This is a genomic window from Nonomuraea guangzhouensis (assembly GCF_019396345.1).
In the GTDB taxonomy this organism is placed as follows: Bacteria; Actinomycetota; Actinomycetes; order Streptosporangiales; family Streptosporangiaceae; genus Nonomuraea; species Nonomuraea guangzhouensis.
The window spans coordinates 661,235-686,819 of the sequence record NZ_JAHKRM010000001.1 but is presented as its reverse complement, the minus strand read 5'-3'; the positions used below and the strand labels follow the sequence as shown (position 1 = coordinate 686,819).

At 68.9% G+C, this 25,585-nt stretch carries 16 protein-coding genes; 9 read left to right on the top strand and 7 right to left on the bottom strand.

Annotated elements, in window-relative coordinates; all coding sequences use genetic code 11:
- Positions 1-1,681 (bottom strand): sensor histidine kinase (locus KME78_RS03115; RefSeq protein ID WP_219527162.1); only part of this gene is annotated, 1,681 nt, incomplete at its 3' end.
- Between the two features lie 583 nt (positions 1,682-2,264).
- Here KME78_RS03115 and KME78_RS03110 point away from each other — a divergent pair.
- The 4 genes from KME78_RS03110 to KME78_RS03095 are packed head-to-tail and all read left to right on the top strand — an operon-like array spanning position 2,265 to position 5,824.
- Entirely contained in the window at positions 2,265-3,251 is a 987-nt protein-coding gene (locus KME78_RS03110) for an ABC transporter substrate-binding protein (RefSeq protein ID WP_219527161.1), read from the top strand.
- Complete coding sequence (locus tag KME78_RS03105) at positions 3,248-4,021, top strand: ABC transporter permease (protein WP_219527160.1); 774 nt, start codon at positions 3,248-3,250, stop codon at positions 4,019-4,021. Before KME78_RS03110 ends, KME78_RS03105 begins: the two co-directional genes overlap by 4 nt.
- Positions 4,018-4,797, top strand: a complete 780-nt coding sequence (locus tag KME78_RS03100; protein WP_219527159.1) for an ABC transporter permease — start codon at positions 4,018-4,020, stop codon at positions 4,795-4,797. Before KME78_RS03105 ends, KME78_RS03100 begins: the two co-directional genes overlap by 4 nt.
- A 22-nt stretch (positions 4,798-4,819) precedes the next feature.
- Positions 4,820-5,824 carry a methyltransferase gene (locus KME78_RS03095; RefSeq protein WP_219527158.1) on the top strand — a complete coding sequence of 335 codons (1,005 nt, stop codon included), beginning with the start codon at positions 4,820-4,822 and terminating at the stop codon, positions 5,822-5,824.
- Here the strand turns inward: KME78_RS03095 and KME78_RS03090 are convergent.
- Both KME78_RS03090 and KME78_RS65900 read right to left on the bottom strand, forming a co-directional pair.
- On the bottom strand, positions 5,775-7,073 hold the full coding sequence (locus KME78_RS03090; protein ID WP_219527157.1) for an aminoglycoside phosphotransferase family protein: 1,299 nt from the start codon (positions 7,071-7,073) through the stop codon (positions 5,775-5,777). The two genes, KME78_RS03095 and KME78_RS03090, sit on opposite strands and share 50 nt — an antisense overlap.
- Positions 7,074-7,158: 85 nt before the next feature.
- Positions 7,159-10,473: a S8 family serine peptidase gene (locus KME78_RS65900; protein WP_308126785.1), complete on the bottom strand. Its 3,315-nt coding sequence runs from the start codon at positions 10,471-10,473 to the stop codon at positions 7,159-7,161.
- Between the two features lie 432 nt (positions 10,474-10,905).
- On the opposite strand from KME78_RS65900, the gene KME78_RS03080 reads away from it, so the two are divergent.
- From KME78_RS03080 to KME78_RS03070, 3 genes are all read left to right on the top strand, one after another.
- A complete protein-coding gene (locus KME78_RS03080) occupies positions 10,906-11,862 on the top strand; it encodes an aldo/keto reductase (RefSeq protein WP_219527155.1) in 957 nt (318 codons plus the stop codon).
- 130 nt (positions 11,863-11,992) lie between these two features.
- The gene (locus KME78_RS65895) at positions 11,993-13,741 is read left to right on the top strand and encodes an RNA polymerase sigma factor (protein WP_219527154.1); all 1,749 of its coding nucleotides are present in this window, start codon (positions 11,993-11,995) and stop codon (positions 13,739-13,741) included.
- A gap of 69 nt (positions 13,742-13,810) precedes the next feature.
- Positions 13,811-15,424 (top strand): AbfB domain-containing protein, encoded by a 1,614-nt coding sequence (locus tag KME78_RS03070; RefSeq protein ID WP_219527153.1) that lies wholly within the window; start codon positions 13,811-13,813, stop codon positions 15,422-15,424.
- Positions 15,425-15,438: 14 nt separating this feature from the next.
- Here KME78_RS03070 and KME78_RS03065 read toward each other — a convergent pair whose 3' ends face one another.
- Positions 15,439-18,300 carry an AfsR/SARP family transcriptional regulator gene (locus KME78_RS03065; RefSeq protein WP_219527152.1) on the bottom strand — a complete coding sequence of 954 codons (2,862 nt, stop codon included), beginning with the start codon at positions 18,298-18,300 and terminating at the stop codon, positions 15,439-15,441.
- A 312-nt stretch (positions 18,301-18,612) separates the two neighbouring features.
- On the opposite strand from KME78_RS03065, the gene KME78_RS03060 reads away from it, so the two are divergent.
- Both KME78_RS03060 and KME78_RS66970 read left to right on the top strand, forming a co-directional pair.
- Positions 18,613-19,077 carry a hypothetical protein gene (locus tag KME78_RS03060; protein ID WP_219527151.1) on the top strand — a complete coding sequence of 155 codons (465 nt, stop codon included), beginning with the start codon at positions 18,613-18,615 and terminating at the stop codon, positions 19,075-19,077.
- Positions 19,078-19,259: 182 nt separating this feature from the next.
- A complete protein-coding gene (locus KME78_RS66970; protein WP_308126784.1) occupies positions 19,260-21,323 on the top strand; it encodes a cellulase family glycosylhydrolase in 2,064 nt (687 codons plus the stop codon).
- Between the two features lie 142 nt (positions 21,324-21,465).
- Here the strand turns inward: KME78_RS66970 and KME78_RS03050 are convergent, their stop codons facing one another.
- From KME78_RS03050 to KME78_RS03040, 3 genes are all read right to left on the bottom strand, one after another.
- Positions 21,466-23,301 carry a M6 family metalloprotease domain-containing protein gene (locus KME78_RS03050; protein ID WP_219527150.1) on the bottom strand — a complete coding sequence of 612 codons (1,836 nt, stop codon included), beginning with the start codon at positions 23,299-23,301 and terminating at the stop codon, positions 21,466-21,468.
- An 87-nt stretch (positions 23,302-23,388) separates the two neighbouring features.
- A complete protein-coding gene (locus tag KME78_RS03045; RefSeq protein WP_219527149.1) occupies positions 23,389-23,721 on the bottom strand; it encodes a hypothetical protein in 333 nt (110 codons plus the stop codon).
- Between the two features lie 17 nt (positions 23,722-23,738).
- Positions 23,739-25,412, bottom strand: a complete 1,674-nt coding sequence (locus KME78_RS03040) for an AbeC-like domain-containing protein (RefSeq protein ID WP_219527148.1) — start codon at positions 25,410-25,412, stop codon at positions 23,739-23,741.
- Between the last annotated feature and the right edge of the window lie 173 nt (positions 25,413-25,585).

Sequence of the window (25,585 nt, the reverse complement as noted above, 5' to 3'; positions counted from 1 at the left end):
CCACGATGGGCGCGTCGATCAGGCGGTCGTTGGCCTGGCCCAGCTCCTCTACGGTCATGCCGATGCCGGAGTCGGTGATCGACAGCATGACGCCGCCGCCGTCGATCCGGCTGCCGGAGACCGTCACACGGGTCTCGCGCGGCGAGAACGACAGCGCGTTCTCCACCAGCTCGGCGAGCAGGTGGATGACGTCGTTGACGGCCTGGCCGGCGACGGACACGCCGTCGGGCACCTGCAGGACGACCCGCTCGTAGTTCTCGACCTCCGAGAGCGTGGCGCGGGTCACGTCGATCAGCTTGACCGGCTGGCTCCAGCGCCGCGGCGGGTCCTGACCGGCGAGGACCAGGAGGTTCTCACTGTTGCGCCGCATGCGGGTGGCCAGGTGGTCCAGCTTGAACAGGTTCGCCAACCGGCCCTCGTCCTGCTCGCCCTGCTCCAGCCCGTCGATGAGGGTGATCTGCCGCTCGACCAGGGTCTGGCTTCGGCGGGAGAGGTTGACGAACATCGCGTTGACGTTGGTACGGAGCTTGGACTCCTCACCGGCCAGCCGTACGGCTTCGCGGTGTACCTCGTCGAACGCCCGCGCCACTTCCCCGATCTCGTCCTTCGACGAGACGGCGATGGGCGGCACCTGTATGTCGTCCGTGCTGACCTCGCTGGTGCGGAGCTGCCGCACGAGCTCGGGCAACGTCTGGCCGGCGACCTTGAGCGCGTCTCCGCGCAGCCGCCGGAGCGGCCGGACGAGCGAGCGGGCCATGACGGCGGTGACGGCGAGGACCAGGATGATCAGGGTGATGACGAGGGCGATGTTGAGCACGGCCACGTACTGGTCGTTGCTCTGCACGTCGGTGCTGATCGTGGTGACCTGCTCCGACAGCGCCTTCTGCACGGTGTGCGCGCTGTCGACGGTGTCGCTGATGGACTCGAACCAGCGGGAGACGTCGTCGGAGGTCGAGGTGTCGAGCCGGCGCAGGGACAGACCCGTGTTGGTCAGGAAGACGGCCCTGTTCATGTAGAACTCGCCCCGCCCGACCTTCACGCTGGCGACCGTGTTGTCGAAGAACTGCCGCTGGGCGACGGTGGCCGCGGTGCGGAACGCGGTGCGCGCGCTCTCACGCCTGGAGCGGGCGTCGAGGAACGCCTTGTACTCGGGTTCTTCGAACGACCCCCTGACGAGCGCGATCATCAGCAAGCCCCGCAGCTTGGAGGTCTCCTCCTCATAGCGGGCCATCGACTGCAGGGCCGCGGTCGTGGAGATGAGCTGCTCGTCCGTCGAGCCCTGCGTGACCTCGTCGTAGAGCTGCAGCATCTCGGCGATGGCCTCGGAGTATTTCTCCATCGTCGGGAGCGGCGGCAGCAGCGAGCCGGACACCGTGGCTCGCAGCGAGGTGAGCTGGGTCAGCCTGGTGCGTACGGTGGCCAGCTTCTTGCGGCCGAGATCGGACAGTGAGTCCTCGGCCGCCGTGGCCGCCGCGCCCGTGCGCGCCACGCTGGCGTTCACGATGCCGCGCTGGGCCTCGAGCTGCTCCTTCTCGGCCGACGCCCTGTTGGCGGCGACGAACTGCGCCGAGAGGTCGCGTTCGAGCGCCATCTCGCGGGACAGCTCGCCGAGCTGCGCGACAAGGGCACTGACGTTACTGATGTGCTGATACTGCTGTGCGCTGCTGACCGAGGTGGTCACGCGTAGCCCGCCCAGCATAACGGCTACCAGCGTGGGAATGGCAATGAGAGAAATGAGACGGGTTCGCACCCGCCAATTGCGGAGGGCCATCGCGCTACCGGGTGCGGGCACCGGCTCGGCGGACTTCTCGTCAGCCACGGACTGACCCGGCAGAGCGGGGGCCCCGACACGACCATGTTTGGTCGTCGTTGTCCTCACTAGTGGCAACCTCTCGCGTGGCCTGCTTCAGGGACTTGGTCACTCTGATGAATGCTCGCAGGCAAGTTTGGGCCCAATTTGAGCATGAACCTCACTAGTTAGCCAACGCCTCACAGATTTCAATCGGTCCATTTTGTTCGTTGATTTTTCAACAGATTAATTCCGGCGCGTGGAACGCTAGAACCATGACAAAACGGACACAAGATCATCAACGGAACTCAAAGGGCGCTTGTCATCCATCCACCCCATCTATTGCTTTTTCTTGAAAAACTCGGATATGCGTGACATGGCGCTTCTGCTTTGATCTACCCTCCGGTACGCTTCACGCTCGGTGTCGCTGATGCCGCATCTCCAGACGTGCTTCCCCTGGTAGGAGAACCCCCCGATGACCCGCACCCTGCGCTGTCGCGCCCTCGTTCTCGGCGCCGCAGTCGCTCTCACCCTTACCGCCTGTGGCGGGAACAGCGACTCCGCTGGCTCGTCGGCCAACAGCAAGGGTTTAGAGAAGACCGTAATCAAGGTCGGGGCGTTGCCGATTCCCGACGCCGTGTCGCTCTATATCGCCAACGCCAAGGGCTTCTTCAAGGAAGAGGGCCTGACGGTCCAGCCGGTCGTCATCACCGGCGGCGCGGCGGCCATTCCGCAGGTCAAGAGCGGTGCGCTGGACATCTCGCAGACTAATTACGTCTCGACCTTCCTGGCCGTCAGCAAGGGTGAGAAGCTCAAGCTGGTCGCGGATATGTATCAGGCCGGCCCGAACACCTTCAACATCATGGTTCCGAAGGATTCACCGATCAAAACGGTCGCTGACCTCAAGGGAAAGACCGTCCTGGTCAACAATCTCCGCAACGTCGCCACGCTGGCCGTGACGACGCAGCTGAAGGTGGCGGGACTCACCGAGACCGACGTCAAATTCGCCGAGAAGCCGTTCCCCCAGATGGGCGATGCGCTGAAGAGCGGTCAGGCTGACGCCTGCTGGATCACTGAGCCGTTCATCACCGCCCTCCAGAGTGCGGCGGGCTTCCGCAAGCTGGCCGACACCATGACGGGTGAGACCGAGGACCTGCCCATGGCGGGCTGGATGGCCACGGACGGGTGGGCGCAGAAGAACCCGAAGACGCTGGCCGCCTTCCAGCGGGCGGTCGCCAAGGCTCAGGACCTCGCATCGAGCAACCGCAAGGAGATCGAGGCGATGCTGCCCACGTACACGAAGATCGACGCGAAGACCGCCTCGGTCATCACGCTGGGCACCTACCCGAGCGCGTTGAGCGCGACCCGGCTGCAAAAAGTGGCCGATCTCATGCTCGACTACAAGTACCTCAGCAGTCCTTTCGACGTGAAGTCGATCATCGCGGCACCGTCCAACGGATGACACGTGCACAACTGCTCCGCGGCGTCGTCGGCGCCGCGGGCTTTCTTGTCGTTGGAGAGCTGGTCATCCGGTTCGGGCTGAGCAGCGGCGTGGTCTTCCCGCCGCCCTCGGTCATCCTGTACCAGGCGGTGCTCCTCCCGGCCGACGGAGACTTCCTGCAGGGAGTGCTCACGACGCTCACGAACTGGGCGCTCGGCCTGCTGATCGCGGTGTTGGTGGCCGTCCCGGCGGGAGTCCTGCTCGGCGCGCTCACCCCGGTGGAGCGCGCCGTCCGGCCGCTGCTCGAGTTCCTGCGGCCCATCCCCTCTGTCGCGATCATCCCGCTGGCGATCCTGCTGATCCCGGTGGACGAGCTGCTGAAGGTCTCCGTCATCGTCTACGCGTCCGTCTGGCCGATATTGATCAACACGTTGTACGGCATGCACGACGTCGACCCGCTGGCCAAGGACTCGCTGCGTAGCTTCGGATTCGGAGGGCTGGCCGTGCTCGGCAGGGTGAGCCTGCCCAGTGCCGCGCCCTTCGTCGCGACCGGCATCCGGATCGCCGCCGGGATCGCGCTGATCATCGCCATCAGCGCCGAACTGCTCGCCGGAGGCACCGCGGGCCTGGGGGTCTTCGTGATCCAGGCCGGGAGCGGAGACAGGACCGACCTCATCATGGCGGCCACGTTCTGGGCCGGCGGATTCGGCCTGCTGGCCAACGTGGCGTTGCAGGCGGCGGAGCGCCGCCTGTTCCGCTGGCACCGGGCGCGGACGGGGGCGGCGTCGTGAAGTCGCTCGCCAGGCTCTGGCTGATCCCCGCCGTCATCGTCTTCTGGGAGCTGGTCGCGCGACGGCTGGAGAACACGGACTTCCCGCCGCCCACCACGATCGTCTCCCGCATGTACGACCTGTGGTTCTCCGGCCCGGCCGCACGACTGTTCCTCACCGACGAGGCGATGGCCAACATCCTGCCCAGCCTGGGGCGCATGTTCGCCGGCTGGATCCTGGCCTCGATCATCGGAGTGGTGCTGGGCGTGGTCCTGGGGCGCTCGCGGGTGGCGGCCGACTACGTGAACGCGCTGATCGAGTTCGGCCGAGCCATCCCGCCGCCGCTGCTGCTGCCGTTGTTCCTGGTGGTGTTCCGGGCGGGATTGCAGATGCAGCTCGCCGCGATCGTGTTCGGGGTGATCTGGCCGGTGCTGCTCAACTCGATGGACGGGGCCAGAGCGGTGGACCGGACCTACACCGAGACCGCCATCGTCTTCGGGCTGTCGAGGGCGCAGCGCCTGCGCCAGGTCGTCATCCCCGCCGCCTCACCCAAGATCTTCGCGGGCCTGCGGCTGAGCCTGTCGCTCGCGCTGATCCTCATGGTGATCTCCGAGGTGTTCGGCAGTACGGACGGCATCGGCTACCAGCTGCTTACCATGCAGCGAAGCTTCGACACGCCTGGCGTGTGGGCGACGATCGCCCTGCTGGGGGTGCTCGGCTTCCTGGTGAACGCGCTTTTCGTACTCGCGGAACGTCAGCTGCTGGTCTGGCACCGGCAGGCCACCCGAACGCCGTGACCAATATTCTTGGAAGGGAAACATGCCACACTCCGACGACCTCCTCTGGGGAGCGGTTTCCGGCATTTCGCGTTTCGCCGCTCTGTTGACCATGGCGGAGCTGGGCGTCGCCGACCAGTTGGCGGACGGGCCGCTCGACACCGAGGAACTGGCCGAGAGGTGCGGGGCACACGCCCCCTCGCTCCGCCGGGTCCTGCGTGAGCTGGCGAGCATGGGGGTCGTCCGCAGAGCCGGTGCCGACGGCTTCGACCTGACCGACGCGGGCGCCGTGCTCCGCTCCGACGTCCCCGGCTCGATCCGGTCCTCGATCCGCATGCTCGGCGAGGACGGCTTCTGGTACGCGATGGGCCGGCTGCCGGACACCGTGCGTACCGGCAGTTCAGCATTTGTCGCGAAATATGGCCAGCTATACGAGTATCTGGCGACAAATCCTGATTCGGCGAGGATCTTCGATGCCTACATGACCGCCAGGGCGATCCCGCTGACGGAAGGTCTGGTCAAGCGGTACGACTTCGCGGGCGTGGGCACCCTGGTGGACGTCGCCGGGGGCAGGGGGCACATTCTGGCCACGGTCCTGCACGCCCATCCGGACATGCGCGGCATCCTCTATGACCTCGACCACGTGGCGGACGGGGCCAGAAAGCTGCTGGCCGCCGAGGGGCTGGCCGATCGGGCCGAGGCCGTGGCCGGTGACTTCTTCGCCTCGGTGCCGGCGGGCGCGGACGCCTACCTGCTGGCCAGCGTCATTCACAACTGGGACGACGGCGATGCCGTGCGGATTCTGCGCAATGTCCGCCATGCGATGAACCCCGGCGGGCGCGTGCTGGTGCTGGAGGTGGCGCTGCCCGACGACGACGCGCCGCACCTGGGCAAGGATCTCGATCTGCGCATGCTGGCCATCTTCGACGGCGCCCTGGAGCGTAGCCGGGAGGAGTACGCGACGCTGTTCCAGCAGGCCGACCTGGAGCTGGTGGAGGTCATCGAGCTGGGCGCGGGAGCGAGCCTGCTCGAGGCCAGGCCGGTCTGACGCGTAGGGCGGCACGGATGACGGTGGCGGGATCGCCGAGGTGGTAGATCCGCTCCGACGGTTCGATGCCGTCCAGGAACTCCTGGTAGCGCACGGCGTACGACAGGTGGGCCAGCGGTTCGGCGACGGACAGCGCTCGGGCCGGATCGCAGCCCGGCACCTGGGATGTCCAGGCGTCGATCCAGGCCCGGGCGGCCGCAGGCCGTTTGGTTTCGGGCAGGAAGTCGCAGACCCGGACCCCGTCCAGCACCGGGTTGCCGAGATGCGCGTCGGCGAAGTCCACCACCACCGGCGGGCCGCCGTCGCTGCGCCAGTTGCCCGAGTGGAAGTCGCCGTGCACGATCGTGTCGGGCAGGCCGCATTCGTCCAGCATGGGCCACCGTTCGACCAGCCGGTGGGCCCCGGCCAACTCCTCGGCGGTCAGCTCGCGGCCGACCGGCCCGGCGAGCAGGTCGCGGACCTGGCCCGCGATGACGGACCCGCGCAGGTCACGCAGCCCGAGCCCGGCCGGACCAGCGAACCCGAGCCCGGCCGGACCGGCGAGGCCGTGCCCGGCTGGGCCTGCGAGGCCGTGCCCGGCTGGACCGGCGAGCGCGGACTGTGCGGCGACCATGCGGGTCACCGCGCTGGTGATGGCCTGGACGGAGGCGTCCCAGCAGTCCTCGCCGGGTAGGTGTTCGAGCAGGACCCGGCCCGGTCCGGCCGCGATGACCGTGGGCACCAGGCCGGGGTCCAGGTTCGCGAACGCGCCGATGACGGCGCCCTCATCGGCGGCGAAGTGCGGCGTGGTCTTCAGCCACACCGTGCCCCGATCGGTGGGCAGGAGAAACAGCCCCGCCAGGTTCCAGGTTTTGCGCTGCCGGATCGGCCCGGTCACCGGCCGACCCGCGGCGGCCAGCAGCTCCGTCGCCCAGCCGAACACCTCCCGCAGCCCCGCCACGCGGGCCCACGGCGACCGCAGCCTTTCCGGCCTGGTCAGTGCGGCCTCATCGATGGGTCGTCGGGTCAGCAGCCCGGGCGCGGGCCGCCGCAGGGCCTCGACATGGTAGGTGACGTGACCGTCACGGCCGCCTTCCCCGCCGTCGACGCGCAGCAGCCGCAGCACCAGCACCTCGACGTCCAGCACCCCCTGTACGTACGCGATGACCGGCTCGACCTCCGCCCACCACGGCACGTCCACCGCGAATGGCCCGACGACGCCGAGGTAGTCCGCACCCGAGGTCACCCATGCACTGACCGTTCGACCCATGCCGCCAGTGTGAACAGTCCGCGCGACATCAGCGACCCAATATCCGCGAGCCGCGGGCGGCCGGGCCGCCCGCAGCTCTATCGGGTCATTGGACGGTGATCTTGTCCACTTCGACGGTGATCCCCTTGACCTGCGGGGTCGAGGTGGCCGTCGTCACGTTGCCGACGCCGGGACTGACCCCCTTGATCTTCATCGAGTACGTCAGGGTCCCTCCGGGCGCGCCCGGAGTGCTCGTGACGACCAGGTCCTGGGTGGGCGGACCGCTGATCTGGGCGCCCGCCGTACCCTCGTCGTTCTCCGCACCCACGGTCAGGCCGGCGCCGGCGGGGGCGTCACCCGGCAGGTTGGCCGGGTCGTAGGCGTAGCTGATGTCCTCCACTCCATTGAGTCCGATCCACTGCTGGAACACCTTGGTGCTGGTCGTGCCGAAGGTGTTCACCCGCCACTCCAGCACCAGCCAGCGGCTGACGCCGTCGGTCAGTATCCCGGCGAAGACGCCGGGGGCGCCGGTGCCGTCGAGGTCGGTCCAGTAGGAGGCGAGTACCGCGTTCGGCCGCGCGGGGTCGGGCAGCGTCTGCGGGAGGAACGCGATGTCGTCGCCGCCGTTGCTGCCGCCGGCGATGCTGTAGCCGTTGGAGACCACGCCGATCCTGGTGTAGGTCTTGCCGGCGAAGGTGAAGGCGGGCACCGTGAAGTTCACTGCCTGCTCGTCACCGATCGGCGTCGGGGTGATGCCGAAGGCGTCCAGCGGAAGATATCCGGCCGGCCCCTGGCCCGGCGCGATGGTCGGCTTGTCGGGTTGCCGGCCGGCCAGCGTCACCTTGGTCGTCGCGATCTGGGTGCCGACCTTGGTGGCGCCGGTCACGCTGTTCAGCCGCAGGCGGGAGTCGAGCGTGCTGAGCGCGGTCACCTCGGCGTTGGCCAGGCCGTTGTTGTGCACGGTGACCGTACACGTGGATTCGCCGGTGTTCCTCGGGATGGTGGACGGCGCGCAGGTCTGGTCGACCGGCACGATGCCTTCCTGGCGGAAGAACGCCACCGGCAGGTGCAGCGCACGCGAGCCGCCGACCTGCTTGAGGTTCACCTGGCCGAAGTACTGCCCGTCGGGCAGATCCGGTGCGGTGATGAGCACGTTCAGCTTGGCGCTCTTGCCCGGCGCGACGGTGAAGCGCGCCGGCAGCACCGTGACGTCGGCGCCGCTGACGGTCGTGCCTGAGGCGGTGAAGGTGAGTGTCTTGTTGGTGGTGTTCGTGACCGTGCGCTTGGCGTTGATGATGCCGGGCATGGTCGGCGCGTTCACCGAGGGCAGGTTGAGATCGATCCGGTTGAGCGGGTCGGCGGCCGAGGCGAGGAAGTTGGCCGCGCTCTCGTCCAGGGTCAGTCCGGGGTCACCGGCCTTGGTCAGGTCGATGCGCCCGCCGCCCATGTCGAACGCGTCGGCGGCGGTGGTGCGGTCCGGCTTGGTGACGGCGGTCTTGGCCGTGGTCTCCAGGGCCGACTTCACCTGTCCCGGTGTCCAGGTCGGGTGCAGGGCGAACACGAGGGCGGCCGCGCCGGTCACGTGCGGCGCCGACATGGAGGTGCCCTGGATGACCTGGTAGAGGTTGCCGGGCGGCCCTTCGAGCGGTGACTCGGGAGTCGGGGTCATGCCCGCCAGGATGTGCAGTCCGGGCGCGGTGACGTCCGGCTTGAGGAAGTCGCCGCCGGGACCGCGCGAGGAGAAGTACGTCATCACGTCGCCCTGCCAGCTGGCCTTGACCCCCTGGGTGAACGACGCGGTCGCGCCCGGATGCGCGGTCAGGAAGCTCAGCAGGGTGTCGGTCGCGGGCTTGTCGACGTGCACCGACGGGATCCAGTGAGCGTCGGTGAAGACGTCGAACGGGAAGGCGTTGTAGAGGATCATCCCGGCGGCGCCGCCCTGCCTGACGTTGAAGCTCTTCAACACCCGGTTCGGGCCGCGCTCACAGGCGACGATCTTCCCGGTGAAGATCCCGGCCGGTGCCGGGGTGTCGCACAGCGCGTTGGAGTACGGGGGAGCGGACGCCAGCACCACGGGCAGCGGCGCGGCGATCCCCGAGGTGACGGAGGCGCCCTTGATCGTCGCCGTCGCGCCGCCACCGGACAGCGTGATCGTGGACTGGAACGTTCTGGTCTGCGTGGACGCGGCCACCGTGGTCACCCACGGGCTGCGGTGGTCGGTGGTGTTGGCACCGGGCCCCGAGTTGCCCGCCGACGCCGAGACCAGCACGCCCGCCGCGTACGCGTCGAGGAACGCCAGCTCGACCGGGTCGCTGTACGGGTCGCTGCCACCGGAGATCGAGAAGTTGATGACCCGGACGCCGTCCAGGATGGCACGTGCCACCGCCTGCGCCGCGTCGGACGGGAAACAGCCCTCCGCGCCGCACACCTTGTAGACCGAGACCTCGGCGGCGGGCGCTATGCCGTGGATCGGGCCGCGGCTGATCCCCAGCGGGTTCGCGTCGGCCACGGGGCCGCCGGCCGACGTGGTGGCGGTGTGGGTGCCGTGGCCGTTGGAGTCACGGGCGCTGTCGGGGTAGACCTCGCCGCCGAAGACCGCGTTGTAGGTCTCCAGGAACGGCTGGCCGCCGATCAGCTTGTTGTTGCAGGTGAAGGGGTCGCTGGCCGGGGTCAGCGGGTTGTCGCCGAAGTTGCAGACCCGGGCTGTGCCGTCCTTGGTCGGGGCGGGGGCGGGCAGGCCGCTCGGCGCGGCGAAAGAGGGGTGCTCGGGCCAGGCGCCGGAGTCCAGCACGCCCACGATCACGCCCTTGCCCGAGGAGTTGCTGCCGCCGAGCTGGCTGTAGATGGTGCCGGCGCCGATGAACTGCGGGCTGGAGTCGGTGAGGAGCTGCTGGGGCTTGTCCTCCTGTACGGCGACCGCGCCGGGCAGCTTCAGCACCTCGGCCACCTTGTTGCCCGGAATGCGGAGCGCGATGCCGCCATAGACCGTCCTGACCCGCTGGCCCACGACGGCCCCGGGGACCTTGCTCGCCAGCGCGCCCAGGAACTCCTTCTCAACGCTGTCGATGTGCTGGCCGTACTTCTTGGCCTCGGCACTTCTGGTGTCAAGAGCCTTGCCGGTGACGGCGGGACTGGTGCCCGGCAGCCCGGGCAGCCCGCCCCGGTAGGCGGCGAGCGAGTCGTAGTCCAGCTTGACCATGATGTTGATCGGCGTCGGCGAGGTGACCCGCAGCAGCGCCTGATCGCTCTTGGCCAGCTTGCCCGTCGGAGACTTGGCGCCCTCGACGAGCTGGGCACCGGTGACGGGAGTGGCCTGCCACTTCGCTTTCGAGGGAGAGGGCGTGGGGGTGGCCCGCGCCGCGGCGGGGCTCATGACCACCACCATGCTCAACCCGATGGCCACCGCGGCCAACCGTCGCACGCGGGATAAGCGGGGACTGGGTAACACAAGAACCTCCTCATCGAGGTGCCGCATGGACTCACCACGCCGCCAAGGAGGCATCAGGTCACCCTGCGTCGAGGCACACCGGAGAGATCACTGAACCCTCCCCGGTGGGTGACGAGCTGAAAGGGGCCGCCCTGTCGGGCGGCTCGGTTTCCGACCGGAGTGTAACCAGCGATCACGCGGCCGAGAACCCTATCGAGTTGCCAGAATCCTGCCGACAATCCAGCACATTTCACGATGTCCAATGGTCGGTTCTGCGGCCAGCCGGTAGCCCGCGATTGCAGCCACCTGGAAGCCCATCCGGGCGCCACCCGCAATGCCTGGAAGCCGCCCGCGAGCGAGGCTTGACGGTATGACCGCCACACGGCGCGCCTAAGAGAGCATCGGACGGACGGAAGGGACAGCGGCATGCGACAGGTTCGACTGGGACAGACCGGTCTGCGGGTCTCCGTGATCGGATTCGGGACCTGGGCTTTCAGCGGCGACTGGGGCGCCGTCGACCTCCGGGAAAGCGAACACGCCATCCATCACGCCCTGGACCTGGGCATCAACCTCTTCGACACCGCGCATGGGTATGGCGTCGCGGAGCGCCTGCTGGGCAAGACCCTACGGTCATGTCGCGACGACGTGGTCATCGCTACCAAAGGCGGGCTCCGCGCGGAGGGCGACCGCCAGCTGCGCGACGCCGGCAGACAGTGGCTGCGCGCGAGCGTCGAGGAGAGCCTGCGTAACCTCGGAACCGACTACATCGACCTCTATCAGGTGCACTGGCCCGACCAGCACACCCCACCCGAGGAGACCGCCGGGGTGCTGGAAGAACTGGTCGGGGAGGGCAAGATCCGTCACATCGGAGTGTCGAACTACGATGCCGAGCAGATGGCGGCGCTGGCCCGGTTCGGCCGGGTGGAGACACTGCAGCCGCCGTACCACCTGTTCCGCAGGGAGATCGAGGACACCGTCCTGCCCTATGCCGCCGCGCACGACATCGGTGTGCTCGTGTACGGGCCGCTGGCCCACGGACTGCTGTCCGGCCGGTTGACCGAGTTCACCAGCTTCGACGCCGACGACTGGCGCGGCAAGAGTCCCGACTTCACCGGCGAGGCCTTCAGCAAGAACCTGGCCGTGGTGCGGCGGCTGGAGCAGGCGGCGCGGGAGCGGGGCATCAGCCTGCCGCAGTTGGCGCTCGCCTGGACGCTGGCCAATCCCGCCGTCCACGTCGCCATCGTGGGCGCACGCCGGCCCGCCCAACTGGACGGCACCACTCCGGCGGCCGGCATCCAGCTCTCCGAGGCCGACCTGCGCACGATCGACGCCATCCTGGCGCAGGCCATACCGGTGTGGGGCCCATATCCCGAAGGGATGTGATCTTCAGCGACACACCATCCGTGATGTCCATATAAGCGACAAACTGGAACAATCACTGTTTTCTGTTATTTCAGTGGTGATGTTCCCGTCTCCTGGTCGGAGCATCGGAGGCTCCGGATCGGGGTGATGGATGTACGCGCGGTCGACGTACGAGGTCGAAACGGTGCTGGCGGCCGGGGCGGGCGATCACGGAGCGGTCGACGAGCTGGTCAGGAGCCATCTGCAGCTCGTGTACAACATCGCCGGGCGCGCCATGAACGGCCATCCGGACGTGGACGACGTCGTGCAGGAGACGATGGCCAGGGTCGTGACCGGGGTGTCCGGGCTGCGTGACCCCAGGAGCTTCCGATCCTGGCTGGTCGCCATCACCATGAACCAGGTGCGGGAGTGGCGGCGGGCCACCGCCGGCACTTCCGCCGCCCTCGACGAGGTGCTGGGCATGGCCGACGCCAGTGCCGACTTCGCGGGTCTCACCGTGACCCGGCTCGGCCTGTCCGGGCAGCGCAAGGAGACCGCGGAGGCCGGTCGCTGGCTCGACGGCGACGACCGCGAGGTGCTGGCGCTGTGGTGGCTGGAGGTCGCGGACGAGCTCACCCGGGCCGAGTTGGCCGCCGGGCTGGACCTGACCGAGAAACACGCCGCCGTCCGCGTGCAGCGGGTCAAGCAGCGGCTGGAGTCGTCCCGCGCGGTGGTGCGCGCGCTCTCGGCCCAGCCGCGCTGCCCCGGGCTGGTGTACGTGGCCGACGGCTGGAACGGTACGCCGTCGCCCCTCTGGCGCAAGCGGCTGTCGCGGCACGTACGGGAGTGCCAGACCTGTACGGATCAGTTGTCGGACCTGATCCCGGCCGACCGGCTGCTGGCCGGGCTGGGCCTGGTGGCCATCCCGGCGGGTGTCGCGGTGGGGCTGCTGGAGCTGGCGCGGACGGCCGCCGTACCGGCGCTGAAGGGCGGCCTGATCGCCAAGGGCAAGGTGGCGGCCGGTGCGGCGGGTTCGTCGTTGGCCGTGAAGCCCGTCGCGATCGTCGCCGTCAGCACCGCGCTGATCGCCGGCGGCGCGGTGGTCGTCCAGAACCTGCGGCCCGAGCCGCAGCCCAACCGGGCCGCACCGGTGATCGCCACCTCCCTACCCGCGTCCTCCCCACGCCCGACCCGCCCCTCGCCGACGCCGACGCCGACGCCGACGCCGACAAAGACGCCGACGAAGACGAAGACCCGCCTGGTCAGCCCGTACGGGCGCATCATCGACGCGGCGGACCAGGCGCCGCCCAAGAACCGGCGCCCCGCCCCGCTGCCCCGGCGCGCCGCCGGCACGCTGGCCATCGGCGGGAAGCACGGCTACTCCAGGTACGGCGGCGCCCCGCAGATGACGCACCGGGGCGACTACATCACCATCACCGGCAAGGGCTATCTCGAAGTCCGGTGGGGCATCCTCTACCGCAGCCGGATCGGCGACTTCCGGCCCGCCACCTGGACCGGGCTGAAGGGCAAGCTGTTCCACGTCGCCTCGGGCGGCGGGCGGCGGATGGACGACGAGCAGGCGCCGGGCGTCACCTGGATGGGCGCCCCGGAGGTCGGCTTCGTCCGGCTGCCGCGCGGTCAGCAGCAGATGTGGCAGAACGAGTTCTACTACCTGAACGGCCAGGTCACCTTCCACAACAACGAGAGCGGCACGGACATCGACCTCAGCGTGGCGCCCAGGACCTGGAGCGAGGTCTGGGGGGACATCTCCACCGGGCTCGACCCCGCCAAGGGGATCGTCCGCTACGGCCTGACCCGCGACACCGGCGACGACCGCGCCCCCGTCCCGCAGTACCTCACGAGGGCGCGGCCCGCCGACCCCGCCCAGGTGCCCCAGCGCAGCCGGGTCTCGGTGTCGTGAGAATTTCTGTTATCTCCGGCGGCCGCGTGCGTCTCCTGTGACAAGAGTGACCCCTGTGAAAGGACCTCCATGACCACGCAGCCCTCCCGCCGGAGCCTGCTGAAGGCGGCCGTGACCATGGGTGCGGGCGCCGCCGTACTGCCCGCGCTGCCCGCCGCCCTCTCCTCCGCCGCGGCGCTCAAGCACCCCGGTCTGCTGCACACGCAGGCGGATTTCGACCGGATGCGGGCCCAGGTGAACGCCGGATCCCAGCCGTGGAAGGCGGGCTGGGACAAGCTGGTGGCCAACGGCCGCTCCAAGAGCACCTGGAAGCCCCGTCCGCTCGAGACGGTCGTCAGAGGCGGTACGGGCGCGAACCATGTGCAGCTCGCCATCGACGTGGCCGCCGCCTACCAGAACGCGCTGCGCTGGAAGATCAGCGGCGAGAAGGCCCACGGCGACGCCGCCCGCGACACCCTCAACGCCTGGTCGGCCGCGCTGAAGGCGGTGACGGGCAACGCCGACCGCTTCCTCGCGGCCGGGATCCAGGGCTGGCAGCTGGCCAACGTCGGCGAGATCATGCGCGGCTACCCCGGATTCGACCTCGACCGCTTCAAGAAGATGATGCTCACGGTCTTCTACCCGCTGAACGACCAGTTCCTGAAGGGGCACAACGACGCCTGCATCACCAACTACTGGGCCAACTGGGACCTGTGCAGCATGGCCTCCATCCTGGCCATCGGCGTCCTCTGCGACGACCAGGCCAAGGTCGGCCAGGCCGTGGAGTACTTCAAGCACGGCAAGGGCAACGGCGCCATCATGAACGCGGTGCCGTTCCTGCACCCCGGCGGTCTCGGCCAGTGGCAGGAGAGCGGTCGCGACCAGGGCCACTCCAGTCTGGGCATCGGGTTGATGGGCGTGCTGTGCGAGATGGCCTGGAACCAGGGCATCGACCTGTACGGCTACGCCGACAACCGGTTCATGAAGGGCGCCCAGTACGTCGCCAAGTACAACCTCGGCGAGACCGTGCCGTTCACCACGTACAAGTGGGGGACCGGACAGAAGTGCGCACCCCGCGAGCAGACCGAGGCCTCCACGGCGGGGCGCGGCGCGAACGACCCGATCTGGGCGGTGCTGTACAACCACTACGGGGTCCGCCGCGGGCTGGCGGTGCCCTACCTCGAGGCGTACAGCAAGCGGGTCGCCCCCGAAGGGGGAGGCGGCGACTACGGCGGCGCCAAGTACGACCACCTCGGCTTCGGCGCCCTGACCTTCACCCGGGCCACGGCCACGAGCGGAGGCGGAGGCGGGCTGCTGCCGACGGGCGTTTCGCGGACCTTCGAGTCGGTCAACTACCCGAAGGCATATATCCAAGCCACCGGCCGGATCGGGGCGACCGCGCTCACGCTGCGGATCGTGCCCGGCCTGTCCGACGCCAAGGGTTACTCCTTCGTCGACTCCGAGGGCCGCTACCTGCGGCACAAGGACTTCCTGGTCCGGTTCGACACCAACGACGGCACCGCGCTGTTCAAGCGGGACACGACCTTCCACGCCCGCCCGGGTACGGCGGACGGTTCGGTGCGGCTGGAGTCGGTCAACTACCCGGGACGGTTCATCCGTCATCGTGACAACGTCCTCCGCCTGGACAAGGCGGAGGACACGACGTTGTTCCGCGCCGACAGCTCCTTCCGCCCAGCCACCTGACCTGGGGGCGGCGGTCAACAGGCTGAGGGGGTGGGGTCCGCTTCGAGGATGAGGCCCGCGCTCGCCTCCAGTTCGGCGATGCTGGCGCGTACCCGTGCCGCCTGGCTGTCGGCCAGGTGGTCGAAGATGGTCAGGGCCTGCTGCCAGGTCTCGATCGCCGACACCGGGCAGCCGGTCGCCGCCAGCGCCTGGCCGAGGATGTGCAGGGTGCGGGCCTCGGTGTTGCGGTCGCCGATCTCACGGCAGCGGTCGAGCGAGCGGTAGCACCAGCGGATCGTCTCCTCGTGGTCGCCCAGCGCGGCGTACGTGGTGCACATGTCGGTCAGCGCGATGCCCTCGCCCCAGAGGTTGCCGATCGCGCGGAACGCGGCGAGTGCCGAAAGATGGTGCTGGAGGGCCGTACGCGGCTGGTGGAGACGGATCAGGGCCCGGCCGATTCCGGCCGAGGCGATGCCCTGCCCCCAGGGGTAGCCGAGGTCGGTGAAGATGGCCAGCGCCTGGCGGTGGCACGCGACGGCCTGCTCCGGCGAGTCCAGGTCGACATGCACCAGGCCGAGGGTGTTCAGCGCGTTGCCCTCGCCCCAGCGGTCGCCGAGCTCGCGCTGGAGCGCCAGCGCGAGCTCGGCGTGCGGGAGCGCGTCCTTGAACTGCCGCCGGTCCCAGAAAGCCACCGCCAGGCTGGTGCGGACCGGGGCCTCGGCGTGCGCGTCGCCCAGCAGCAGCGCCGCCTCCAGCCCGATCTCGTGGCTGGCGATCCAGGAGTCCCAGTGCTTGCGCAGGTTGAAGAAGCTCCACAGCGCGCACGGCAGCCGCCAGGCCAGGGTGTACTGGCCGAGCTCGAACGCCTGCCGTACGGCGGCCATGAGATTGGCGTGCTCGGTCTCGAGCCAGAGCAGCGCGTCCTCGTGGCCGGAGAACGTGTACGGCTCGCACGACGGCGCGAGCGGGGGGAGCGGGAGCTGCTGGTGCTGGGGGTTGAGCACCTGATCGGCCCGGTCGACGGTGTGCAGGTACCACGACAGCAGGCGCTGGACCGCGGCCAGCCGGTCGGCCTCGGACTCCTCGGCCTCGACCAGTTCGGTGGCGTAGACCCGCATCAGGTCATGCATGCGATACCGGTCGCGGGCGCCGGTCTCCAGCAGGCACCGATCGGTCAGGATCTCGAGCAGCCGCTGAGCCTCGACAGGCGGCACGCCGATCAGCGCGGCGGCGGCGCCCACCCCGAACGCGCGCCCCCGGTGCAGGCCGAGCAGCCGGAACGCCCGCGCCGCCCGCGGGTCGAGCGCCTGGTACGACCACGAGAACACGGCCCGCAGGCTCATCTGCGGATCCTCGTCCACGCCGAGCAGATCGAGCCGGGACCGCTTGTCCCGCAACTGGGCGACCAGGTCCGCCAGCTGCGCGCCGGGCCGCCGGGTGACGTGCTCGGCGCTGATCGCCAGCGCCAGCGGGAGGTGGGCGCAGAGCCGGGCCAGCTCGGCCGCGGCCTCGGCCTCGGCGGACACGCGCCCGGCCCCGAGGATCTTGCCCAGGAGCGTCTGCGACTCCGCCTCGCGCAGCCTGCGCAGGAACACGTGCCGCGCGTCATCGTGTACGGCCAGCCCGGCCAGGCGGGTACGGCTGGTCACCAGCACCAGACAGTCCGAGCCGGGTAGCAGCGGCCGTACCTGGGCGGTGTTCCGGGCGTTGTCCAGCAGCACCAGCACGCGCCGCCCGGCCAGCGTGCTGCGCAGCAGCGCGGAGCGGGCCTCGACCTCGGCGGGGATCTGGTCGGCGGGTACGTGCAGGGACCGCAGCATCATCTCCAGCGCGGTGGCGGGCGCCATCGGCTCGCCGGGCCCGAACCCGCGCAGGTCGACATGGAGCTGCCCGTCGGGGAACCGGTCCCGAACCTCGTGGGCCCAGTGCACGGCCAGCGCGGTCTTGCCCACGCCGCCGGTGCCACCGATCGCCGCGATGACGATGGGCCGGTTGTGCCCCTCTTCCGGAAGCAGCTCGTACAGCTTCGCCAGGTCCGCGTGGCGGCCGGTGAACCGGGCGATGTCGGACGGCAACTGGCGCGGCACCGACGGCGGGGGAGGAACCTCGGGCGCGGGCGGCGCCGACGCGGGTTCGTCTCCTGGCACGGCCTGCGTGGGCTCGCGCGTCAGCCCGGCCGGCGTGGGCTCGCCGTTCAGCACGGCCTGGTGGAGACGGCGCAGCTCGTGGCCGGGGTCGATGCCGAGCTCCTCGCGCAGCAGGCCGGCGACGTGACGGTAGACCTCGAGCGCTTCGGCCCGGCGCTCGGCCAGATGCAGGGCCAGCATCAGCTGCTCCCACAGCCGCTCACGCAGCGGGTGCTCGGTCGTGGCGGCCTTGAGGTCCGCGATGATCTCCTCGTGGCGGCCCGTACGCAGCCCGAGATCGAACCAGCGCTCCAGCAGCCGCATCCGCTCCTCTTCCAGCCGGGACACCTCGTCGCGGTGCAGCGACTCCGACAGGACGTCGACCAGCGCCGGGCCCCGCCACAACCCGAGCGCCTCGCGCAGCAGGCCGGACTCTCCCGACCGGTCGCCCGCGCGCCCCGCCCGCGCCGCCTGTACGGCGAGCTCGCGGAACCGCTCCATGTCGAGGCTGCCGGCGTCGGCCCGCAGCACGTAACCCGCCCCCAGGGTCTCGATCAGCGGCGGGCCGTCGACGCCGCCGTCCAGCACCCGGCGCAGCCTGGTCATGTGGGTGTGCAGCGCCCCGCGCGCCTGTTTGGGCGCTTTGTCGCCCCACATGTACTCGATGAGCTTGTCCAGTGACACGTGGTGGTTGGCGTTCACCAGCAGCGTCGCCAGCGCGATGCGCTGCTTGGCCGCGGAGAGCCGTACCGGCCCGCCGTTCCGTGTCATCTCCAATGGTCCCAGCACACTGAACCGGATCCCCGTACCCGTTTCCATCCGTGGACCTCTCCGCGATCTCCCGGCGGCATGACGCGCCATCCCCAATGGCGCGATCACCCCGTTCGCAATCTCCACCCTGCAACAAAGGAGGACGGTTTCCGCGGGTATGGAAATACATCCTGCCCGGAGACCGGCTTCATGCCCATCCTTAATTCGGCGCTTTCGTGCGGGCGACAGGTAGGCGAAAGGATGACGACAGTGCCCTTGTTTAGCGTGATGACCGCAGGGGTCAGAAATTTCACGCATTCAAGGGGGAGAAAGATGCGCAAAAGAAATCTCGGGATGGTCGTGGCGTCGGCCTTCGTACTCGCCGGCGCGCTCATGTCCACCCCCAGCGCGTCCGCCGATACGGCGGTGGCCGCGGCCGATCCCATCGACTGCGGCGGCTGGTGGCACTTCACCGGAAACGACCCGAAGTCTGCCCGCATGGTCCGCTGGAACGGCACGCGGCCGCAGTTCAACCTCATGTACGGCAAGATCCAGGGCATCCAGCACGGCTGGGCGCAGCTGTCCGGCGCCAAGAAGGGCGACTGGGTCACCCTCGACGTGACCAGCGACGGGGGCCGCACCTGGGGCTACTGCGGTCCGTTCGAGGCGCGATGGGACGGGGACCTCGTGACCACGCCCGCCGCACGCACCTCAAGCGATCCGAACCTGCAGTTCCGCGCCTGTGGGGCACCGAGGGGCGTGCCCGGCAGCCGCGCCATCTGCACCGCGCCCTGGTGACGGAGCCCGCGTCCTGGCCGGTCCTATGACACCGGCCAGGACGCGGACGCGGGTGCCATCGGACGGCATCGCCTATTGACGAGGCCGGTCAGATTTGGGCCTTCTCGCGAGAAGACATCCTATCTATGCTCACACATACTCGTTAGTTAACTTTCCTAATGAACGAGTAGGAGCACCCCCCGATGCATCGATCCATACGGCTCGTCGCACTGGCCGCGATCGTCGTCGCCCTCTTACCCGCCGTTCCCGCCCAGGCCGCCCCCACCAGGTATGAGGCCGAGAGCGCCACGATCTCCCAGGGTGTGGTCGAGTCCAACCATGCCGGATACAGCGGTACCGGCTTCGTCAACTACGACAATCTGACCGGCAGCTACGTCGAGACCACCATCAACGCCGCGAGCGCGGGCACCGCCTCCATCACGCTGCGCTTCGCCAACGGCACCACCGTCAACCGCCCAATGTCCATCGCGGTCAACGGCACCACCGTCAACCGGGACTTCCCGGGCACCGGCGCGTGGACGACCTGGCAGGACGTCACGATCACCGCGCCGGTCAACGCGGGCGCCAACACGGTCCGGGCCACGGCGACGACCGCCAACGGCGGGCCCAACCTCGACTACATCGAGGCCGACGTCGCCGCGCCGTCGAACGACTACCAGGCGGAGGACGCCACGATCTCGCAGGGCGTGGTCGAGTCGAACCACGCCGGGTTCACCGGGACGGGCTTCGTCAACCTCGACAACGTCGTCGGCTCGTACGTCGAGTTCACCGTGAACGCGGCCACGGCGGGCAACGCCACGCTGGCCTTCCGCTTCGCCAACGGCACCACCGTGAACCGGCCGATGGCCATCGCGGTCAACGGAACGACCGTGAACCGGGACTTCCCGGGCACCGGCGCCTGGACGACCTGGCAGGAGGTCACGGTCCCGGCGGCGCTCAACGCTGGCGCCAACACCGTCCGCGCCACCTCCACCACGGCGAACGGCGGGCCCAACCTCGACCGGCTGAGCGCCTCAGTCATCGGACCACCCGACACGGAGAAGCCGACCGTGCCGGCCAACCCGCGCGCCACGGGCACCACGTCCGGCTCCATCAGCCTGGCCTGGGACGCCGCCACGGACAACAGCGGCACCATCAAGGACTACCGGGTACGCGAGGGCGACACCGTCGTGGCCACCGTGCCAGGAGCCACCGCCCAGATCACCGGCCTGGCGGCCAGCAGCACGCACACCTACACGGTCACCGCCCGCGACCCGTCGGACAACGAGTCGGACCGCAGCGCCACCGTCACGGCCACCACCCAGCCGGCCGGCGCCGGCACCCCCGTCGCGGCCAACGGCCAACTGCACGTCTGCGGCGTTCGGCTCTGCAACGAGCACGGCAAGGAGATCCAGCTCCGCGGCATGAGCTCGCACGGCCTGCAGTGGTACTACCAGTGCCTCAACACCGCGTCACTGAACGCGCTGGCCGACGACTGGAAGGCCGACGTGCTCCGCATCTCCATGTACATCCAGGAGGACGGCTACGAGACGAACCCCCGGCTGTTCACCGACCGGGTGCACAACCTGATCGAGCAGGCCACCGCCAGAGGCATGTACGCGATCGTCGACTGGCACATGCTCACCCCCGGCGACCCCAACTACAACCTGGCCAGGGCCAAGACGTTCTTCACCGAGATCGCCCAGCGGCACAACGGCAAGAACAACCTGCTGTACGAGATCGCCAACGAGCCCAGCGGCGTCTCCTGGTCCACGATCCGGAGCTACGCCAACCAGCTCATCCCCGTCATCAGGCAGTACGACCCCGACACCCCGATCCTGGTCGGCACCCGCGCCTGGTCCTCCCTCGGTGTGTCCGACGGCGCGAGCGAGACCGAGGTCGTCAACAACCCGGTCAGCGCGACCAACATCATGTACACCTTCCACTTCTACGCGGCTTCCCACGGCACCGAATACCTCAACACGCTGTCGAGGGCCGCCGACAAGATCCCGATGTTCGTCACCGAGTTCGGCACCCAGACCTCCTCCGGTGACGGGTCGAACAACTTCACCAGGTCGCAGCAGTACCTCGACCTGATGGCCCAGAAGAAGATCAGCTGGACGAACTGGAACTACTCCGACGACGAGCGCTCCGGCGCCGTCTTCACCGAAGGCACCTGCCCGAACGGCCCCTTCACCGGCACCTCCCGCCTCAAGGCGGCCGGCGTCTGGGTCCGCGACAGAGTCCGCACTCCGGACGACTTCTGACCGGCTCGTGCGGCCTGGTACGGCTCGCCGTACCAGGCCGCACGCTCTTTTGAGCGCGACCAGGCGCCCGCCGGGACACAGGACGGCCACTTCCGCACGCGGCGGGCTGCCGTCCCACCTGCACCATGCTCGGCAGGGTCGGTCAGGTGCCGGTGACGATGTCCAGTCGCCAGGCGCTGAGGATACCGGCCGTGGCGTGTGAGGGAGCGAGGTCGCTGACCCGCAGGGTCCAGCCGCCTCCCGCAGGCTGGCCCACGAGGGGTGTGACCACGGACGGTGGTTCGGTCTTGTACTCCAGCAGCTTCGAGGTGTCCAGTTCCTCCCGATGCGACAGGACGACCCGCCGCCCGGTGGGGGAGTGCAGGACGATCCGCAGGTCCTCGGGGTGGGTGTGGTCGAGGTCGATGAGGATCTTCAGGGTGCGGACGGTGCCTTCGGCCTCGACCGTGATCGTGTCGGCGACACCGTGCGGGTCGCTGTCGGGGATGCGCAAGGCCGGCTTGGAGATCCCGCTGACACCCGCGCCGTTGACCCCCACCGGCCCGGCCTTGAAGCGGATGGTCGCGCCGGGCTCGCCGATCGCCGAGAGGGTCAGCCCCGACTCCGCGCCATTCCACATCAGGCTCGCGGGGACCGTCGAGTGCGACAGGGCCGTGCCGTCGACCCCGCTGTACAGGTCGCGGCTGTCGCCCGCGTTGAGGTTGTTCTCCAGGTCGAGGTGGCCGTCGGCCTGGAGCAGCCCGATCTGGAAGTGCCGCAGCGGGGTTCCGTCCTGCAGCTCGTTGGAGCCCCGGGTGTCGCAGTGGTACACGGCCAGTCCGCTCGCCGGCAGGTGCAGGTCCAGGCCGAGCTTGGACCGGTTCTCCACCAGGAAGTACTCCTCCGGCTGCGGCGTGGTGTAGCGGAACACTTTGCCGTAGTCCGCGTGCCTGGCCTCGAACGCGCCGCCCGCGTTGAGGTCGATCTTGTCCGGACACCAGCCGGCCAGCTCACGCAGGTAGGCGTTGATCGCGGCGGGGGTCTTGCCGCCGTTCAGATGGTTGCCGGAGCTCATCAGGCAGTAGCGGCCCAGGCCCGCGCTGGTGAAGTCGTCGCCGTCGCGGCGGCCGTAGTCGTACAGGTCGGGAAAGCGGCAGAGCATGTGCCCGGATTCGTGGCAGAACGTGCCGATGGTGAGCTGCTCCGGCCCTTCCCCCATGCTCGTCACCATGTAGAAATGGGTGCGCATGTTGCCGAAGACCTGCTCGTGGACGCTGTTGTGCGGCCACAGGATGCTGTCGCGGATGTACTGGGTCTTCCCGGCGTACATGATGATCACCGCGTCGACGACGCTCTGGCCGAGCGAGTCGTAGCGGCTGAGGTCGATGCCCGAGTCCACGGCCGCCTGGAGCGCTTCGGGGACGAGCAGGTCGTGGTTGCGCGGGTCGGCGTACACCGTGATGTCGCGGCTCATCCGGAACGGGCCGACGACGTCGTTGGTGTACTGCAGGAGCCCGTTCGACATGGTGGCGAAATACTCGTTGACCGAGCACGCGTTGCCGTTCTCCCGGTAGCCGGGCGCGTTGAGCAGCGCGTCCACCTGCGCTTTGGTGACCGTGGTCGGCTGGTCGGGGAAGTCCACGAGGATGGTGAGCCCGCGTACCGTCCCCACGCTGAGCCGGCGGCCCTCCAGCAGCCCGCCCGCCGGTCCCTGCGTCATCGCGACATCCCGCGCCGCCGCCATGACCGTGCCCCGCTCGCGCAGGTGCCGGGGCACCCCGTCGGGCGCGTCGTAGGAGTCGACCCGGACCCCGGTGGACCGGAACCGCCCATCCTCGACGTTCGCGTAGCAATAGACACCGGCCGAGGTGTCGTAGACGGCCGTGTAACCGTCGACGGTCTCATAGCGGGCGTAGTGCTCGTCCCCGAAGACGACGAGCCGCACCTCGTCGCCGTCCGCCTGCGCGAAACTCAGGGTCTCTCCGAAAATGGCGCTCATCGAGGCCTCCCGTGCTGAGTCAGATGTCCTTGATGGTGGCCGGGCAAAGGGTCGCCGGCCTGAGTAGCCCCGTACTCAAAGCGGCACCTACGCCCAGAGGTCGCGGATCTTGCCGATGACCTCGACGATGACCGACACCTCGGCCGCCCTGAGCGAGAGCCGTTTCAGCGCATCGAGGATGCGTGACTTGTCCGGTTCGGGCTCCGCCAGCTCGCGCCGGAGGTCGGCCGCGTCCCTGCGTGCCTTCGCCGGCTCGTCCACGGTCGTCTCGTGCTCGCCGAGCAGCCTGTCCAACTGGTCCAGGAGCTGCTCCGTCGCCGGTGAACCGAAGGTGTTCACGGTGGCGCGGGCGTGCGTGCCCATCGCGATGGGAGCGTTGACGTTGCCGCCGGTGATGCGGATGTTGGGTTCGGTTCCCATGGGAAGCTCCCTGCTCGTCATGTGCCTGGCCGGAGGCCGTTGACCGTCGCCGACGCGTGTTCCCCGAAGGCCATCGGCACGTTCACCGTGCCGCCGTTGCCGGCTGACACGGTGATGCCGGCCGCCTGCATCCGGTAGGCGCCGGTCTCCACCTTCCGTTCCTCCAGGAAGTCGAGGACCGCCTCGGTGAGCCGCTGCTCGATCATCTTGATGTACTTTCCGACGTCGAGCACCTGGATGTGGGTCTGGAGGCTCTCGCTGGCGCCCAGCTCGCGGACGCTGAGGCGGGCGCCGTAGGGATAGACGATGTGGTCGCGCGGGTTCGGCGTCATCGCGCTCTGGCGTACGGACTCCACGGCCGTACGGACGACCCGCACGGGAGCGGCCAGCACGTCACGCAGCAACTGGAGCTTCAGCACCTTGAGCGCCTCCCAGGTGACCCGCCCGCTGGTCATGGTGGGGAGGCTGTCGACCACGTGATAGTGGTCGTGGGCCGGAGGGAGCACGGTGACCACGAACTGCGTGTAGAGCATCCGGCCTTCGACGGCCAGGTAGATGAACGCGGAGGTCAGCGCCTCCTGGTCCTCGGCGGGCGCGACCAGGTTGCCGTCGAGGTCGCGGATCTCCTGGCCGGCGTTGTTGATCGTCACGCGCTGGTAGTAGCGGACGCCGCCCTGCGGATGGCGGGCGATCGCCGCGATCTCCTCGGCGGTGGCCTGGAACCGGGGCAGGCCGTTCCTGTCGATCATCGGGTGCGCCCCGGCCGCCCGGTCGCGCTGCCCGTCGGCCACCGTGAAGATCCCGCGCGTCACCACGTGATCGCCGATGTCGAGCCGCTGGATGCCCTCGTTGGGCCGGAGTACGCGGTCACGCATCTCGATGAGGCGCCCGCGGACGAAGGCGTGCAGCTCCACCGGGTCGATGTCGACGGGGTCCGCCCGCCGCGACGGCTTGTGGCTCTCGCGTACGCGGTCGAGCTCGACGGCGATGGACCAGTTGCGCTGGATCCGGCCGGCGCCCATGAACGCGTCCTCGTTCGCGTACATCGTGACGTTGCCCCACTGGGCCCTGCGGATGTAGTCGAGGCGGCGGGCCAGCCTGGGGTGCGTGGTCGCGATGATCGGTTCGGGCGCGCCCGGCTTGAGGCTGCCGACGAGCGTCAGGTAGATCGCGATCCGGTACACGAGCGCGATGCCGAGCGTGACGACCGGAATGAGGAACTGCTGCAGGACGGAGCCGGTGCTCCCGCTTCCGTACAGGCCGGAGAACGGCAGTCCTGAGGCGAACAGGTACGCCGCCGCCGGAATGAGCGCGGTCATGATGGCCAGAAAGATCAGCGAGAAGACCGAATAGCAGGCCCAGAACCAGATCAGCGCCCGTACGATCAGCGGCCCGCGCCGGATCCCGTCCACGGTGAGAAGGGCGAAGGGGACAAGGGTCCACAGCCATCCGAAAGTGCTCAGAGGCGCCATGAAACAACCGATGACGAAAAATCCGGTAATTAGGGCGTCGCGGACCACGAGCATCATGCGAGAGCGCCGGCAGTGGTAGATCACCGGCATGAGGTCGAATCCCCCGTACGAGGGAGGGATCGCCCGAAACTGGTCAAACAGCAGTTCGGCCAGCACCTTATCGCGGAAACCGCTGTCCAGGTAGGCGGCGGCACAGAGGTATCTCGTCACATTGCTCATGCGAGAAGAATTCATATTCCGCGTTCGCGCATGCAGGGAATCCGCTCCGGGGCTGTCGAGCATCGTGGCCGCCTCCCGTCATTCGTGCGTGGAGGTGAGCCTATAGTTGGCGAATGTCTCGGAGATGCCTCGTTATCAAATAGTCTCTTTCGGAATGCTGGCAAGCGGAGAAT